The following is a 15601-nucleotide window of genomic DNA, read 5'->3' as shown; positions in this document are numbered from 1 at the left end:
GAACTCGACAGCGAGTGAGGCTGGGCTATAACTAATCTGCTTTTCGCAAGTCATGAGGTAGAACATGAGCGACGATGATCTGGAAAACGACGACCTTGAAGTAGGTGACGACGACGAGACCGAAGAAGGTCTTGAAGCGGCAGCTGAAGACGTTGCTGACGACGACGGTGGCGATGATGCACCTGCCCCGGCGGCCAAGGGCAAAGCCAAGGCAGCTGTTTCGGTAGACGAACTGCCGAGCGTTGAAGCCAAGAACAAAGAGCGCGATGCGCTGGCCCGTGCGATGGAAGAATTCCTCGCTAAAGGCGGCAAAGTGCAGGAAGTCGAGGCCAACGTGGTGGCAGATCCACCGAAAAAGCCGGATAACAAGTACGGCAGTCGACCTATCTGAGGTCACTCACCTGCTTATAAGAAAAAGCCCGCCGTCGCTGCGGGCTTTTTCATGCCTGTAATAAATCCTGCAGGTCACCACAAGACAAACGTGGGAGCGGGCTTGCTCGCGAAAGCGGCCTGTCAGTTGCTGATGGGCTGACTGATACACCGCATTCGCGAGCAGGCCCGCTCCCACATTTTGATTCTCAGTGTTGCCGCTATAGCGTTACTGCCAACTGCGAAGCAACGGCGGCAACTCGTTTAAGCTACGAATTTCCGCATCCGGGCGCTTATCCGCTTCCCACGCCTTGCCCGTCGGGTTGAACCACACGGCACGAAGCCCCGCCTGCTGCGCCCCGGCGATGTCATCGCCAGGATGATCGCCAATATGTACTGCTTGATGGGCGTCCACGCCGCCGCGTTGCAGCGCCTCTTGAAACAGGCGCGCATCAGGCTTTGCGATACCGATATCTTCGGCGCGCAGGGCAAAGTGAAAGTAATCCGCCAGGCCTACACGCTGCACGTCGGCATTGCCGTTGGTGATAACCCCCAGCAGGAAGTGCTGGCGCAGGGCTTGCAACATGGGTTCGGCTTCGGGAAACACCGTGAGTTGGTGGCGTGCGTGAATGAATGCTTCAAAGCACACGTCGGCCATCTGCGTGGCTTCAGGTTGTGGATAACCGGCTTCTTCAAAGGCGTGCATCAGCACCCGATGGCGCAGCACGCTGATCCGATTTTTGAGTTCAGGATGGCGCTCCAGTACCTGCTGGCGAAGGCTCGCGAAGTGCTCGAGTGGCAAATCGCCGACCTTGGAAGCATGGGTCGCCAACCATTCACGCATCGACGCTTCGGCGCTGATGATGACGGGTACGTTGTCCCAGAGCGTGTCGTCCAGGTCGAAGGTGATCAGCTTGATACTCATGAGTCGCCGCCCTTGATGCGTTTGGCCCGTGGATGGGCACTGTCGTACACCGTAGCCAGGTGCTGGAAGTCGAGGTGGGTGTAGATCTGCGTGGTCTTGATGTCGGAGTGGCCCAGCAGTTCCTGCACAGCGCGCAAGTCTTGGGACGACTCCAGCATATGGCTGGCAAAGGAATGCCGCAGCATGTGTGGGTGCAGGTTTTGCCCCAGCTCACGCTCGCCGGCTGCCTTGACCCGCAATTGAATCGCGCGTGGCCCCAGGCGGCGGCCTTGTTGGCTGACAAACACGGCATCGTCCGCCGGGTGGGTCAGAAGGCGCAGCGGTAGCCACAGCTGCAAGGCTTCGCGGGCCTTCCTGCCCACCGGCAGTACACGGGTTTTGCTGCCTTTGCCGAGCACCTGCACCAGGCCGTCCGCCAAGTCCAACTGATCGAGGTTCAGGCCGGTCAGCTCCGACAGGCGCAAGCCTGAGGAATAGAACAGCTCAAGGATCGCCTGATCGCGGTGGGCGAGGAAGTCATCTTCCACCGCCCCATCGAGCAATTGCAGCGCGCGGTCGGTGTCCAGGGTCTTGGGCAGGCGCCGCTCACCCTTGGGCGGGGCCAGGCCATTGGCCGGGTCGTGGTCGCACAGGCCTTCGCGGTTGAGGTAATGATAGAGGCCGCGCACCGCCGACAGCAGGCGGGACAGGCTGCGCGAGGATTGGCCTTGCTGGTGCAGGCGCGCGATCAGGCTGCGCAGTCTCTGGATATCCAGGGCCTTCCAGCTGGCGATCTGTTGCTTTTCGCAGTACGCCAGGACCTTGTTCAAGTCCCGTCGGTAGGCTTCCAGGGTATGGGGCGACACCTGGCGCTCGTTGCGCAGGTGAGCGCAGTAAGCGTCCAGTTGCCTGTCCATGGCTAGCGCACCGCGCGCAAGGCAGTGGTAAAGCGCGGCAGGACCCGGCCCAGCACTTCAGCGATGTAGGTCAGAAACAGCGTGCCCACCGAGCTTTTGTAGTGCTGAGGATCACGACTGGCGATGGCCAATACACCGTGCAGGCCTTGATGGCTGAGAGCAACCACGGCAGTGGAGCCGATCTGCTTGCGCTGTTCAGCGCCAAACAGGAAATCCAGTTCGTGCTCGCGCAGGGTGCCGCTGATGGTCTTGCCTTCGGAGAGCAGGCCGCCGATAGCCGTCTGTGCTTCGCCGCCGCTGACCCAGCGACCCACCGGCATCGGGTTGTCGCTGAACAGAATCAGGCTGACAAACGGCACCTGGAAGTCCTGGCGCAGGCTGTCTTCCACGGCAATGACCGTTTCTTCGAGGCTGGTGGCATCCATCAGGGTAAGAATCAGGCGACGGGTCTTGTCGAAAAGACGATCGTTGTCGCGGGCCACGTCCATCAGGTGCGAGAGCTTGTGGCGCATTTCGATATTGCGCTCGCGCAGGATCTTCATCTGCCGCTCCACCAGCGACACGGTATCGCCGCGCTGGTGGGGAATGCGCAGGGCGGGCAGCAGTTCTTCATGTTCGACGAAGAAGTCCGGATTAGCCTCAAGGTACGCCGCGACAGCAGCGGCCTCCAGACTTTCGCTCGGGGACGTTTCGGCGGGTACTTGAGGCTTATCGGTCATTAGCTTGGCTCACTCATAGACGGACCTGTCCTTCGTATACGCGCGAGGCCGGCCCGGTCATCATCACCGGGTGGCCAGGGCCTGCCCATTCGATGGACAAGCGTCCGCCGGGCAGGTCGATCAGCAGTGGCGAATCCATCCACCCCTGGCTGATCGCGGCGACGGCGGCGGCGCAAGCACCGGTGCCGCACGCCTGGGTTTCGCCGGCACCGCGTTCCCATACACGCAGTTGCGCGCGGGAACGGTCGATCACCTGCAGAAAGCCCACATTGACCCGTCCCGGAAAGCGCGGGTGATGCTCGATCTTCGGCCCCAGTTCATGCACTGGGGCGTTATTGATGTCGTTGACCCGCAGTACCGCGTGGGGGTTGCCCATCGACACGGCAGCGATATCCACCGTCTTGCCATCAACGTCCAGCGCGTAACGCGTGGCCTGCTCGGTGGCCTGAAACGGTATATCCGCCGGCACCAGGCGTGGTTCACCCATGTTGACGCTGATCTGGCCGTCGCTGCGAATATCCAGCTCGATCACACCGCTCTTGGTCTCGACGCGAATCTGCCGCTTGGCGGTCAGGCGTTTGTCCAGCACAAAGCGGGCGAAGCAGCGCGCGCCGTTGCCGCACTGTTCCACTTCGGAACCGTCGGAGTTGAAGATCCGGTAACGGAAATCCACCTCCGGGTTGCTTGGCGCCTCAACGATCAGCAATTGGTCGAAGCCGATACCGGTGTGACGGTCGCCCCATTGTTTAGCGTGCTTGGGCAGGATATGCGCGTGCTGGCTGACCAGGTCGAGAACCATGAAATCATTGCCCAGCCCGTGCATCTTGGTAAAACGCAGCAGCATGGCTTACTCCGGCAGCAGGCTTTCGCCAGCATACAACTCGGCTACCGTCTCGCGGCGACGCACTTCAAACGCTTGATCACCGTCCACCAGCACCTCGGCGGCACGGCCGCGAGTGTTGTAGTTGGAGCTCATGACAAACCCGTAGGCACCGGCCGAATGCACAGCCAGCAGGTCGCCTTCTTCCAGGGCCAGTTGACGATCCTTGGCCAGGAAGTCGCCGGTCTCGCAGATCGGGCCGACGATGTCGTAGTTGCGACCTTCGCCAGTACGTGGCTTGACCGCAGTCACATCCATCCAGGCCTGATAGAGCGCCGGGCGAATAAGGTCGTTCATCGCCGCGTCGACGATGGCGAAATCCTTGTACTCGGTGTGCTTGAGGTATTCGACCTGGGTCAGCAGTACGCTGGCATTGGCGACGATATAACGGCCCGGCTCGAACATCAGGGTCAGGCCGCGGCCTTCGGTGCGCTCGCGCACGGCCTGGATGTAGTCGGCGATCTGTGGTGGCTCTTCATCGCGATAACGCACGCCTACACCACCACCGAGGTCGATGTGTTGCAGGTAGATGCCGCACTCGCCAAGGCGCTCGGTCAGCGCCAGCAGACGGTCGAGGGCGTCCAGGAACGGTGGCAGGGTGGTCAGTTGCGAGCCGATATGGCAGTCGACGCCCAGCACTTCCAGGTTCGGCAATTGCGCGGCACGGATGTACACGTCCTCGGCGTCGGCAATGGCGATGCCGAACTTGTTCTCTTTGAGACCGGTGGAAATGTACGGGTGAGTGCCGGCATCGACGTCCGGGTTGACGCGCAGGGAGATCGGCGCGCGAACGCCCATCTCGGCAGCGACGACCTGCAGGCGCTCCAGCTCGTCGGTGGACTCGACGTTGAAGCAATGCACGCCGACTTCGAGGGCGCGGCGCATGTCTTCGCGGCTTTTGCCGACGCCGGAAAACACGATCTTGTCCGGCGTGCCACCGGCAGCCAGTACCCGTTCCAGCTCACCACGGGAGACGATGTCGAAACCAGCGCCCAAGCGCGCCAGGACATTCAGTACACCCAGGTTGGAGTTGGCCTTGACGGCGTAGCACACCAGGCTCGGCGTGCCTTCCAGAGCGTCGGTAAAGCTACGGTATTGGGCTTCGATGTGCGCACGGGAGTACACATAGGTCGGGGTGCCAAAGCGCTCGGCAATCGCGGACAGCGCCACGCCTTCCGCGAACAGCTCGCCGTCCCGGTAGTTAAAAGCGTCCATGAGTTTCCCTTAATAGGTGTCGTGCTTGTGCGCTTTGGACTGCGACGTTTGCGCCTGGTCATTTGGGTCTTTGCTGTCATCGGGCAGGTACAGCGGACCTTTTTGACCACAGGCACTAACGAGGCAAGCGACCGCGACGAGCGCAGCAAGGGAAGAGATCAGGCGCTTCATGGCGAAATCCTTGAATATGCATTAATTGCGCCCGAGTATACCGACCACCCGCCAGCTTGCCTATGCGCCGGAATACCCGTCCGGCGGGGGTTTGCCGAGATAGTTGGGAAGCAGGCTACGATGGTCGCGGATATTTCATACTGTCATCGGTAATGAACTCGGTATCCTTTGCAATCAGCGGGGCTCGCCCGTATCGTGCGGCGCTTGAGCAAAACCAGACACTTTTGAGGTTGCCACAATGAGTTTGACCGAAGCCCGTTTTCACGACCTGGTGGATTCGACCCAGCAGGCGCTGGAAGATATTTTCGACGACAGCGGCCTGGACGTGGACCTGGAAAACTCGGCCGGCGTGCTGACGGTCAAGTTTGAAAACGGCACCCAACTGATCTTCAGTCGCCAGGAACCGCTGCGCCAGTTGTGGCTGGCAGCCCGCTCGGGTGGTTTTCACTTCGACTACGATGAAGAGGAAAATCGCTGGGCGCACGACACCACTGACGAGCTGCTGAGCGAAATGCTTGCTCGCCTCACGAAAGAACAGTCCGGCGCCGACTTGGACTTCGACGAGATTTGATCGTGACCCAGCCTGCACCTGTACGCCCGCCCAAGCCGCTGTTCAGCAATGTCAGCCCGGCGGTGCCGTCACCTTGTATCAGTTTGTGTCGCCTGGACGAGCAAAAAGTCTGCCTCGGCTGCTTCCGCCATGTGGAAGACATCCGTGAATGGCGCTCTGCCGACGACGCACGGCGCCGCGTGATCTGTGCCGAGGCAGAGCAGCGCCGGGAGCGCGCTTGAGGCCGTCTTGTTTATTTGTGACGCTGTGGTAGTGTCCGGCTACACCTCAAATCATCGAGGTCCGTGAGAACCCCGCCTTTTCCTGGCGGGGTTTTGCTTTTTTGTGCAGAAAAAAGGAGTCTGCCTGAATCATGACCACCGCACCTTCCATCATCCTCACCCGTCTTGACGTGCAGCGTCTGGAGCAACTGATCGACCGCTTGGGCGATGAGTTTCCCGGCGTCGAAGCGTTGCAAGCCGAACTCGACCGCGCAGAAACAGTCGGCCACGATGAAGTGTCGGGAGACGTCGTGACTATGAACTCCCGTGTCCATTGCCGTGAAGAAAGCAGTGGCAAGGAGCGTCACCTGACCTTGGTTTATCCCAAGGATGCGAATGCCGACGAAGGCAAGATTTCGATTCTGGCTCCGGTCGGCAGCGCCTTGCTGGGCCTGCAGGTCGGTCAGCACATCGACTGGCCAGCACCCGGTGGCAAGACCCTCAAGCTTGAATTGCTCAGCGTTGAAGGCCAGCCCAAAGATGGCGGCGCCTTCCCTCTCTAAACCTGGTTCAACGCCTTGTTGAGCGACAGCTCCAGCTCGGCCTTGTAGCGCAGATACAAGTTGCTCGGGCTTTGCACATCACCGAGCAGGCCCGACAGGTCCAGGTCGGTGATGTAGCAGCGGTAGCGCTCGGTCTCCCGACGCTGCCCGACGATTTGCTGGGCGACCACCGCAAACAACTGGTCGCCAAACTCCAGTTCGCAAAACTCCCGCTGATTGCAGTACAGGGTGATACCCACCTGGCCGTGCGCCGCTTTGCCGATAATCGCCTGCACGTCATAAAACGGCTTATTGGCCGGGTTTTGAGGGGCCGGCCGCGGCTCGATGCTGCGGGCGCGATTGCTGCCGGACGGCAACAGTTGGTAATACAGAGTTTGCACTTCACCCAGCGTCTGTTGCGTATCCAGCGGCGATAACGCTTCACGGCGGTAGATGATCGATTGCAGAAAGCGCTGCAACGGCGCCAGCAGGCTTTGTTCGTCATGAAATGGCAGGCGCTGCTGCCACAGCGCGTTGAACTCATCCAGCACATACAACTCGGCGAAGCCTTCATTGACGCGGTAGAACACCTGTACACAATTGGCCTGGCCCATGGGCAACAGCAGCGCCAGATCGTGGTCTTCCAGGGCCATGGCGTCCAGGTGCAGCGGGCTGTAGCTGGCCAGTTCTTCGCTGAGGTACGCGATCAGCGCGTCCTGGGTCGGCAGCGACACATGGGTGGCCTGGCCCGGGGTCAGCTCCATCACGTGATAGTGCTGCTGCACTTGCAGGAGGTAGCGGTGATTGGACTGACCCAGCAGGAGGCTCTGCGCCGTATCGAAGATTTCTTCCACGCGCTGGGCAATGAACTGCGCACGGTTGTGACAGAAGCAGCGCACCCGCAGCCGTGGCAAATGGTCCGGCGGCAGTTGGTTGAGGTAGTCACGCAAGCAGTCGAGCAACGCGTGGGGGCCGTCATAGCGGCTGACCATCACCTCGTTCCAACTGTTGAGCGTCACCTGATCCAGGGTCAGTACCAGGTTGTCGCGCACGCCGGCATAGCTCAAGGAGTCGGTACGCTCGGTGGTCATCAGGATATTCAGGTCGCGATGATGCTTGAGCGGGTCAACGCCGACGTTGATCAGCAACAACACGTCTTCGGGCACGGCCGAGCGCAACAGGCGATCTTCATCGACGCTGGTCAACGGCAGGCCGATGGTCTGTTGCAGGCTGCCCAACAGGTTGAACAGCTCGAATTCGGTCATGTCACTGACGCCCGGGTGCAGCGCCAGGCGCGTGCTGCTGTCGATCACGCCGTTGCGGTGGCACCAGGTGAGCATTTCCAGCAGGTCGCGGCTGCGCTTGATCGGCGCGAAGTGCTCCCATTCCAGTGCCGTAAGGTTGCCGTTGTACAGGCCCCAGTGGTGCTGGCCGGGCTCCTTGCGGTTGGGCGATTGCACCAGGGTCAGGGTGTCTTCGGCCAGGTCCGGGGCGATGCCGGGGTTGATGAACTCGACCTTGCCGGCCTTGCGCTCAAACGCCGCATACAAGCGCCGGCCCAGCACGTTGAGGTCGCGCTTGTTAATCAGGCTGACGGTCTGCTCGGTGCGAGCGAACTGGGTGAGAAAGCGGTAGCTGTAATTCAGCTCATTGACCAGCGCACGGCGTTCGGAGGCGACCTGGCGCACTTTCCACTGGCTGCGACTGTCCAGCAGAGCCAGTTGGCGCTGGTCCCAACCCCATTCATGGGCCAGGCGTTCCATTAATAGGCGCTGCCAACTGGTGCTGCGTTGGCCGGCGCTGAGCTTGCGGTTGACCTTCAGGTACAGCGCGCGTCTTACCAACTCCAGGCGTTCGGGCTCGTTACGCACCTTGAGGTGTTCCTCGATGCGGCGGTAGACCACGATATACGGGTCCAACTCATCCAGATCCATCTGATTGGCGAATACCGAGCGTTTGAAGCGCAGGCTCAGGCAATGCACGTTCGGGTGTTCGTTGGCGTAAACCTCAGTCAGCAGTAACTTGAGCACCGATTTGTAGGGCGACTCGATGCCTTTGAACAGTTGCCACAGCCCGGCGCCAATGAATTCGCCGGGGGGGATGTGGGCCAGGTGACCGAGGTCGAGGGTTTCATCGGCGCGGATAAAGCGCTTGGAAATTAGTGCGTGAGTGAACTCGGCGTAGCGACGTTCTTCGTAGACCGGCACCAGCCACCAGATGGGTGTGCGCCCGGCGAGCCAGATGGCGGTGCGGTAGAACTCATCCAGCAGCAGGTAATGCTGAGTGGTGCCGCAATCATCGGAGCTCAGTTGCGTGTCGCGTTCACCCAGCACAAAGCGCGTCGGCTCGATCAGGAAAAAATGCGCCTCTGCCCCCATGGTCAAGGCCCAGGCTTCCAGCAACTGGCACTTTTTGCGCAGCTCAGCCAGCTCGTTTTCGCCCAGGTCGGGCGCGTGGCATACCCACACGTCCATATCGCTTTGGTCTGCCTGAGCCAGGGTGCCGAGGCTGCCCATCAGAAACAGGCCGTGGATCGGCCGTGGCGGGTTGCCGTGGCGTGCCTTGTAAGAGAACGAGCGGGTCAGGCGCTGGGCTTCGGCGAGCGCTTGGGCGTTAGGTTCGAAGTTCGACAGCCCGGCCGGCGTGCTGCCCGAGACATAACCGGGCAGCAGCGGATGATTGACGTGAAAAAACAGCGGCAGCAGGGTCAGCACGCTTTGTTGGCGTGGCGTCAGCCCCTCGACGGCCCGGGCCATGCGGCCTTCATTGAGGGCCATGAAGCGCGCGCGCAGTTGAGCCAGCACCTTGCGGTCGATGCCTTCGTCCAGGTCGGGGCGGATCTCATGGGTGCGGGTCATGTAGAACTCGGTGGCTCGCAGGGCCCGACATGGGCGGCCGTGTAGGAGTTTACAGCCAGTAGCGTAGGAGTTTTAGAGGGAAATTGTTTTTGACGTCAGAATTTTGAGCGCTGGACAGCAGCGCCCTCGGAATCCGCAAAGGGCGGACTCCATGGGCGGTAACAGGTGTCAGGCGGCTTCTTTGGTCGAGGCAGTGGTCAGAATGGTCAACAGGGTTTGGGCCTGCTCGGCAGCGTCCCGGCCAAGGCTGGTCAGGTAGCCCCCGTCCGGCTGGTCGATCAGTTTTTTCTCGAACAGGCGTTTGGCGGCGGCGATGGCGGAGGGTGCGGCGGTCTGGTGGACTTTTAGACCTTCCTGGGAGCTGCCCAGGTTGAAGAGTGCAAGGATTTCCAGTTCGGCAACCAACTCAGGGGTATACGACATAAGGACTCCAGACTTTCTAAGAATTTATTAGAGGCTAGCAGGGCATAAGGTGAACGCACTTTGCCGGGCTGTCCAGTGAGAAAGTCGTGGGTCTTGATATGGCGCACCTTTGTGGTGAGCAAGCCTGCTGCTTCGCCACCAAGGTGCTCGATTCAGTCGTTTTCCGGTGGCAATTCCGGCAGCGCCCGCAGCGCTGTTTCGTACCATTCGGTATTGAATGCGCGGTCTTCGTCCAACATCTTGTCGATTTCCACGGCCAATACGTGAGCCATGAGGTTCAGAATCTCTTCGCGTTCGTAACCCACCAGCGTGAGCTTATTCAAAGTGGCTTTGGCGGCAGGCGGATTGTCGCTTTCGATCTGGTTTTCGATGGCTTGGACCAGTGTGCTCTCGGTGAACTCTTCTTCGTCGCTGTCGATATCGGTCGGCTCGCTCATGGCAGGCTCCTCAAGGAAAGGGCGCCAGTCTACCTCCATTCAAGCAGGTGATGCTGCTGGTCAGGTCGGGCGCGACGTTCTATAACTTCTGCAGCCAACCCCACACCCGGCCTGGAGGCATTCGCAATGCTCAAGCTTTACGGATTTTCGGTCAGTAACTACTACAACATGGTCAAGCTGGCGCTGATGGAGAAGGGCCTGCCGTTTGAAGAAGTACCGTTTTACCCGAGCCAGACGCCCGAGGCGCTTGCCGTCAGCCCCCGTGGCAAAGTGCCGATTCTTGGCGTGAAACAGGGATTTATCAACGAAACCAGCGTGATCCTCGAATACATCGAGCAGACCCAGGAGGGCCGTTCGTTGCTGCCGGCCGACCCGTTTCAACGCGCCCAAGTGCTGGCGTTCTGCAGGGAAATCGAGCTGTATATCGAGCTGCCCGCGCGCGCGTGTTTCGCCGAGGCGTTCTTCGGTATGCCGGTGCCGGATGCGATCAAGGAAAAATCCAAGGCCGAGTTGCTGTTGGGGATCGCTTCTTTAGGTCGACACGGTAAGTTCGCGCCATACGTGGCGGGGGAGAGCTTTACGATTGCCGATCTGTATTTCATGTACAGCGTGAACCTCGCCTGTGGCGTGGGCGAGAAGCTGTTTGGCCTGGATTTGCTGGCTGAGTTGCCGGCGGCCAAAGCGCTGCTGGAGCGATTGCATGCCATGCCCAACGCGCAGAAGGTGGCGGCGGACAGAGAAGCCGCGATGCCGGCGTTTATGGCGATGATTGCGGCGAAGAAATAGCGAGTTGGCGCCTGCGGTGACGCCTTCGCGAGCAAGCCCGCTCCCACATTCGACTGCATCCCAGAGGTGGAACTCGGTCAATAGTGGAAGCGGGCTTGCTCGTGAAGCTTTTAGCGGCTGGCCAGCAGTTCCTGGCCGCGCGCTACGGCTGCCTTGACCTGCGCCGGTGCAGTGCCGCCTACGTGGTTACGGGCATTCACCGAGCCTTCCAGGGTCAGCACCGCAAATACGTCCTGCTCGATCTGGTCGCTGAAACGACGCAGTTCTTCCAGGCTCATTTCCGCCAGGTCCTTGCCGGTGTCCACACCGTATTTGACGGCATGGCCGACGATTTCGTGGCAGTCCCGGAACGGCAGGCCGCGGCGCACCAGGTAATCCGCCAGGTCGGTCGCAGTAGAGAAACCGCGCAAGGCCGCCTCACGCATGATCGCGTGCTTGGGCTTGATTGCGGGGATCATGTCGGCAAACGCACGCAGCGAGTCGCGCAAGGTGTCGGCAGCGTCGAACAGCGGCTCTTTGTCTTCCTGATTGTCCTTGTTGTAGGCCAGCGGCTGGCCCTTCATCAGGGTCAGCAAGCCCATCAGTGCGCCGAATACACGGCCGCTCTTGCCACGCACCAACTCCGGCACGTCGGGGTTTTTCTTTTGCGGCATGATCGAGCTGCCCGTGCAGAAGCGATCCGGCAGGTCGATGAATTGGAATTGCGCGCTGGTCCACAGCACCAGCTCTTCGGAGAAACGCGACAGGTGCATCATCGCGATGCTGGCGGCAGCGCAGAATTCGATGGCGAAGTCGCGGTCCGATACGCCATCCAGGGAGTTGCCGCCCACGGCGTCAAAACCCAGCAGTTGAGCGGTGTACTCGCGGTCGATCGGGTAAGTGGTGCCCGCCAGCGCGGCGCTGCCCAATGGCATGCGGTTGGCGCGTTTACGGCAATCCACCAGGCGCTCGTAGTCGCGGCTGAGCATTTCGAACCAGGCCAGCAGGTGGTGGCCGAAGGTCACTGGCTGTGCGGTTTGCAGGTGGGTGAAGCCGGGCATGATGGTGTCCGACTCACGCTCGGCCTGCTCCAGCAAACCTTTTTGCAGGCGCGTGATTTCGGCCAGGATCAGGTCGATTTCGTCGCGCAGCCACAGGCGAATATCGGTCGCCACCTGGTCGTTACGGCTGCGACCGGTGTGCAGTTTTTTGCCGGTCACACCGATACGATCGGTGAGGCGGGCCTCGATGTTCATGTGCACGTCTTCCAGGTCGACGCGCCAGTCGAACGTGCCGGCCTCGATCTCACCGCGAATGGTAGTCAGGCCGTCGATGATGCTGTCGCGCTCGGCGTCGGTCAGCACGCCGACCTTGGCCAGCATCGTGGCGTGGGCGATCGAGCCCATGATGTCGTGGCGGTACAGGCGCTGGTCGAAGGTGACGGAGGCGGTGAAGCGGGCGACGAAGGCGTCGACGGGTTCACTGAAGCGGCCGCCCCAGGACTGGTTGGTCTTGTCGGTGCTCATGGATTCGCTCGTGATCTGCTTAAAAGAGGCGTGGAGGTGTGCCGCCGATAATAACAGGGTTGCCCGTGGAGGCGGTGCTGCGGGTGGTCGGCATTTTTATTTGTACGAAGGATGGCTAAGTGCCTTGCCGCCGAACGCATCCGGGACGAGACTGGAGGTAGGCGTTAATTGAAACGATATTTGACGATCGAGCAATATCGTCTCAGCAAGCGTCTACAGTTGCACTGATAGAGCATGAATGCACCAAAGTCGGGTGATGTGGTCATAGCCCAGACTATCCATTAAAAAAGGGGGGTATTCGGATTGTGTATCAGCAAACCCTACGGCGATGCCCAGAGGCAGCAGGTTTTGGGCGCAACTGAACAGGTCCGGGTAAATTTGGGTGCCGCTCTCGGGGCACTTTTTGCCGCTCGCGCTAGTCTTAGCGTGGATCGCTGTGACGCAAGTCACCGCACCTGTCTACGCTATCCTTGTGCGAGACTCACGCAGGAATCCAGCGCAATATGAATGTCCTGATCGTTGATGACGAACCCCAAGCCCGCGAGCGACTGAGCCGTTTGGTCAATGAGCTCGAGGGTTATAAAGTCCTTGAACCGAGCGCCACCAGTGGCGAGGAGGCGTTGACGCTGATCGACAGCCTCAAGCCTGACGTGGTGCTGCTCGATATCCGCTTGCCGGGCCTCGATGGCCTGCAAGTCGCCGCCCGCCTGAGTGAGCGAGAATCGCCGCCGGCCGTGGTGTTATGTGCAGCCCAGGAAGAGTTTTCTACGGAAACGCTGGAAGCCAGCGGTGTCAGTTTTCTCGCCAAGCCGGTAACCGGCGAAGCGTTGCTCAAGGCCCTGAAAAAGGCCGAGCGCCCAAACCGCCTTCAACTGGCTGCGCTGACCCAGCCGGCTGCCCAGAGTGGCAATGGGCCTCGCAGCCATATCAGCGCGCGAACCCGCAAAGGCATCGAGCTGATTCCTCTGGGCCAGGTGGTCTACTTTATCGCTGATCACAAGTACGTGACCCTGCGCCACGAGACGGGCGAAGTATTGCTCGATGAGCCGCTCAAGGCGTTGGAGGATGAGTTTGGCGACCGCTTCGTGCGCATTCACCGCAACGCGCTGGTGGCCCGCGAGCGAATAGAACGTTTGCAACGCACGCCACTGGGGCATTTTCAGCTGTTCCTGAAAGGGCTCAATGGCGATGCCTTGATCGTCAGCCGACGTCATGTCGCCGGTGTGCGCAAGATGATGCAGCAGCTTTAGCCCAAGGGCTTTGGCGAGGTCTGCCTTCCTTATCCCGGTGCGATGCGGCCAGGGAGGCCCCGCACTTGCTGATTCAAATCAAAGCGTGTTTGCCTGAGCTGTTATTATCTGCCGTATCTATTCAGTACGGATTGATCCATGTCCTCTCGCGAAATCCGCATCGCCACCCGTAAAAGCGCCTTGGCCTTGTGGCAGGCCGAATACGTCAAAGCACGCCTTGAGCTGGCCCACCCGGGCCTCAAAGTGTCCCTGGTGCCCATGGTCAGTCGCGGCGACAAGCTGCTCGACTCGCCACTGTCGAAGATCGGCGGCAAGGGCTTGTTCGTCAAAGAGCTGGAAACCGCACTGCTGGAAAACGAAGCCGACATCGCCGTGCATTCGATGAAAGACGTGCCGATGGACTTCCCTGAAGGCCTCGGCCTGTATTGCATCTGCGAACGTGAAGACCCGCGCGATGCCTTCGTTTCCAACACCTACGCGTCGTTGGATGATTTGCCACTGGGCAGCGTCGTCGGCACCTCCAGCCTGCGTCGTCAGGCGCAGTTGCTGACTCGTCGCCCGGATCTGCAGATCCGTTTCCTGCGCGGCAACGTCAACACGCGCCTGGCCAAGCTGGATGCCGGTGACTATGACGCGATCATCCTCGCGGCGGCTGGATTGATCCGCCTCGGTTTCGAAGACCGTATCACCTCGGCCATCAGCGTCGAAGACAGCTTGCCTGCAGGCGGGCAGGGTGCTGTGGGCATCGAATGTCGCACCGCCGACACTGGAATTCACGCCTTGCTCAAACCCCTGGACCACCCTGACACCGAAGTGCGTGTCACCGCCGAGCGCGCGCTGAACAAGCACCTCAACGGTGGCTGCCAGGTGCCGATTGCCTGCTACGCCGTGCTTGAGGGTGAAAACCTTTGGCTGCGTGGCCTGGTAGGAGATCCTGAAGGCGGCAACCTGCTCACCGCCGAGGTGCGCGGGCCACAGCGTGACGCGACCGCCTTGGGTATCCAGGTCGCTGAAGAGCTGCTGGGCAAGGGCGCCGGCGCCATTCTGCAAAAAGTCTACGGCGAGGCCGGCCCGCAGTGACTGGCTGGCGTGTGCTGCTGACGCGGCCTGCCGAAGAGTCGGCTGCCCTGGCGGCATCGCTGTCCGAAGCCGGTATTTTCAGCAGCAGCCTGCCTTTGCTGGACATCGAAGCCTTGCCCGTGACGCCTGAACAACAGTCTGTCTTGCATGACCTGGGCCGTTATTGCGCGGTGATTGTGGTCAGCAAGCCGGCCGCACGCCTTGCTGTACAGCAGTTGAATCAGCCTTGGCCGCAGTTGCCGTGGTTCAGCGTCGGGGCTGCCACCGCGCAGGTACTGGCCGATCACGGACTCAGCGTTCACTATCCGCCTACCAGGGATGACAGCGAGGCCTTGCTTGAATTGCCCGCCTTGCGCGAGGCTATCGCACAGCCCGGTGCCCGAGTGCTGATCCTGCGTGGCGAGGGTGGGCGAGAGCTGCTGGCTGAGCGTTTGCGTGAGCAAGGTGCTAGTGTCGATTATCTGGAGTTGTATCGCCGCTTCCTTCCGGCCTACGAGGCCGGGGTGTTGACGCAGCGCATCCAGTTGGAACGCTTGAACGGCCTGGTGGTCAGCAGTGGGCAGGGTTTTTTGCACCTGCAAGCCCTGGCCGGCCTCGATTGGCCGAAGGTGGCGCAGCTGCCGTTGTTCGTGCCCAGCCCGCGCGTTTATGAAATGGCGCGGGCCGCTGGCGCAGAAAAAGTTGTGGATTGTCGCGGCGCGAGTGCCGCGGCTTTGTTAGTGGCGTTGCGCAGCGCTGCCTCGTGAGGCATGCGGCGCCCACTCTCTGATACGC

General features: G+C 60.7%; 18 protein-coding genes. 8 read left to right on the top strand and 10 right to left on the bottom strand.

The window, feature by feature from the left end:
* Positions 1-64 precede the first annotated feature (64 nt).
* Positions 65-391 (top strand): transcriptional regulator SutA, encoded by a 327-nt coding sequence (gene sutA / locus ACI77D_RS08440; RefSeq protein WP_064454697.1) that lies wholly within the window; start codon positions 65-67, stop codon positions 389-391.
* A gap of 207 nt (positions 392-598) precedes the next feature.
* Here sutA and ACI77D_RS08435 read toward each other — a convergent pair whose 3' ends face one another.
* The 6 genes from ACI77D_RS08435 to ACI77D_RS08410 are packed head-to-tail and all read right to left on the bottom strand — an operon-like array spanning position 599 to position 5175.
* The gene (locus ACI77D_RS08435) at positions 599-1294 is read right to left on the bottom strand and encodes an HAD family hydrolase (protein ID WP_064454696.1); all 696 of its coding nucleotides are present in this window, start codon (positions 1292-1294) and stop codon (positions 599-601) included.
* Positions 1291-2190, bottom strand: coding sequence for a tyrosine recombinase XerC (gene xerC, locus ACI77D_RS08430; protein WP_407016380.1), 900 nt, complete (start codon positions 2188-2190; stop codon positions 1291-1293). Before xerC ends, ACI77D_RS08435 begins: the two co-directional genes overlap by 4 nt.
* Positions 2191-2192: 2 nt before the next feature.
* Entirely contained in the window at positions 2193-2909 is a 717-nt protein-coding gene (locus ACI77D_RS08425; protein WP_064454694.1) for a DUF484 family protein, read from the bottom strand.
* A 13-nt stretch (positions 2910-2922) separates the two neighbouring features.
* Positions 2923-3753 carry a diaminopimelate epimerase gene (dapF, locus tag ACI77D_RS08420; protein ID WP_407016379.1) on the bottom strand — a complete coding sequence of 277 codons (831 nt, stop codon included), beginning with the start codon at positions 3751-3753 and terminating at the stop codon, positions 2923-2925.
* Between the two features lie 3 nt (positions 3754-3756).
* Entirely contained in the window at positions 3757-5004 is a 1248-nt protein-coding gene (gene lysA / locus ACI77D_RS08415; protein WP_064454692.1) for a diaminopimelate decarboxylase, read from the bottom strand.
* A 9-nt stretch (positions 5005-5013) separates the two neighbouring features.
* Positions 5014-5175: a lipoprotein gene (locus ACI77D_RS08410; RefSeq protein WP_074851643.1), complete on the bottom strand. Its 162-nt coding sequence runs from the start codon at positions 5173-5175 to the stop codon at positions 5014-5016.
* 238 nt (positions 5176-5413) lie between these two features.
* On the opposite strand from ACI77D_RS08410, the gene cyaY reads away from it, so the two are divergent.
* The 3 genes from cyaY to rnk all read left to right on the top strand — a co-directional run bounded on the left by cyaY (position 5414) and on the right by rnk (position 6509).
* Positions 5414-5746, top strand: a complete 333-nt coding sequence (gene cyaY / locus ACI77D_RS08405; protein ID WP_064454691.1) for an iron donor protein CyaY — start codon at positions 5414-5416, stop codon at positions 5744-5746.
* Between the two features lie 2 nt (positions 5747-5748).
* The gene (locus tag ACI77D_RS08400; RefSeq protein ID WP_064455025.1) at positions 5749-5967 is read left to right on the top strand and encodes a DUF1289 domain-containing protein; all 219 of its coding nucleotides are present in this window, start codon (positions 5749-5751) and stop codon (positions 5965-5967) included.
* Between the two features lie 131 nt (positions 5968-6098).
* Entirely contained in the window at positions 6099-6509 is a 411-nt protein-coding gene (rnk, locus tag ACI77D_RS08395) for a nucleoside diphosphate kinase regulator (RefSeq protein ID WP_053258626.1), read from the top strand.
* On the opposite strand, the gene ACI77D_RS08390 is transcribed toward rnk, so the two are convergent.
* From ACI77D_RS08390 to ACI77D_RS08380, 3 genes are all read right to left on the bottom strand, one after another.
* Positions 6506-9346 carry a class I adenylate cyclase gene (locus ACI77D_RS08390; RefSeq protein ID WP_407016377.1) on the bottom strand — a complete coding sequence of 947 codons (2841 nt, stop codon included), beginning with the start codon at positions 9344-9346 and terminating at the stop codon, positions 6506-6508. The genes rnk and ACI77D_RS08390 overlap by 4 nt on opposite strands.
* 168 nt (positions 9347-9514) lie before the next feature.
* Entirely contained in the window at positions 9515-9769 is a 255-nt protein-coding gene (locus tag ACI77D_RS08385) for a TIGR02647 family protein (protein ID WP_053258624.1), read from the bottom strand.
* Between the two features lie 152 nt (positions 9770-9921).
* Positions 9922-10206 carry a hypothetical protein gene (locus tag ACI77D_RS08380; RefSeq protein ID WP_064454689.1) on the bottom strand — a complete coding sequence of 95 codons (285 nt, stop codon included), beginning with the start codon at positions 10204-10206 and terminating at the stop codon, positions 9922-9924.
* A gap of 126 nt (positions 10207-10332) precedes the next feature.
* Here ACI77D_RS08380 and ACI77D_RS08375 point away from each other — a divergent pair, with 126 nt between their 5' ends.
* Positions 10333-10992, top strand: a complete 660-nt coding sequence (locus ACI77D_RS08375) for a glutathione S-transferase family protein (protein WP_064454688.1) — start codon at positions 10333-10335, stop codon at positions 10990-10992.
* Positions 10993-11102: 110 nt separating this feature from the next.
* Here the strand turns inward: ACI77D_RS08375 and argH are convergent, their stop codons facing one another.
* Positions 11103-12497 (bottom strand): argininosuccinate lyase, encoded by a 1395-nt coding sequence (gene argH / locus ACI77D_RS08370; RefSeq protein WP_407016376.1) that lies wholly within the window; start codon positions 12495-12497, stop codon positions 11103-11105.
* Between the two features lie 503 nt (positions 12498-13000).
* On the opposite strand from argH, the gene ACI77D_RS08365 reads away from it, so the two are divergent.
* The 3 genes from ACI77D_RS08365 (at position 13001) to ACI77D_RS08355 (ending at position 15573) form a co-directional block, all read left to right on the top strand.
* Entirely contained in the window at positions 13001-13747 is a 747-nt protein-coding gene (locus tag ACI77D_RS08365; protein WP_064454686.1) for a LytTR family DNA-binding domain-containing protein, read from the top strand.
* 138 nt (positions 13748-13885) lie between these two features.
* Positions 13886-14827, top strand: coding sequence for a hydroxymethylbilane synthase (gene hemC, locus ACI77D_RS08360; RefSeq protein ID WP_262666540.1), 942 nt, complete (start codon positions 13886-13888; stop codon positions 14825-14827).
* Complete coding sequence (locus ACI77D_RS08355) at positions 14824-15573, top strand: uroporphyrinogen-III synthase (RefSeq protein WP_407016375.1); 750 nt, start codon at positions 14824-14826, stop codon at positions 15571-15573. Before hemC ends, ACI77D_RS08355 begins: the two co-directional genes overlap by 4 nt.
* Positions 15574-15601: the final 28 nt, after the last annotated feature.

Source organism: Pseudomonas sp. O39 (assembly GCF_045447295.1).
GTDB lineage: Bacteria > Pseudomonadota > Gammaproteobacteria > Pseudomonadales > Pseudomonadaceae > Aquipseudomonas > Aquipseudomonas antarctica_A.
This window is presented reverse-complemented; position numbering and strand designations above follow the sequence as displayed.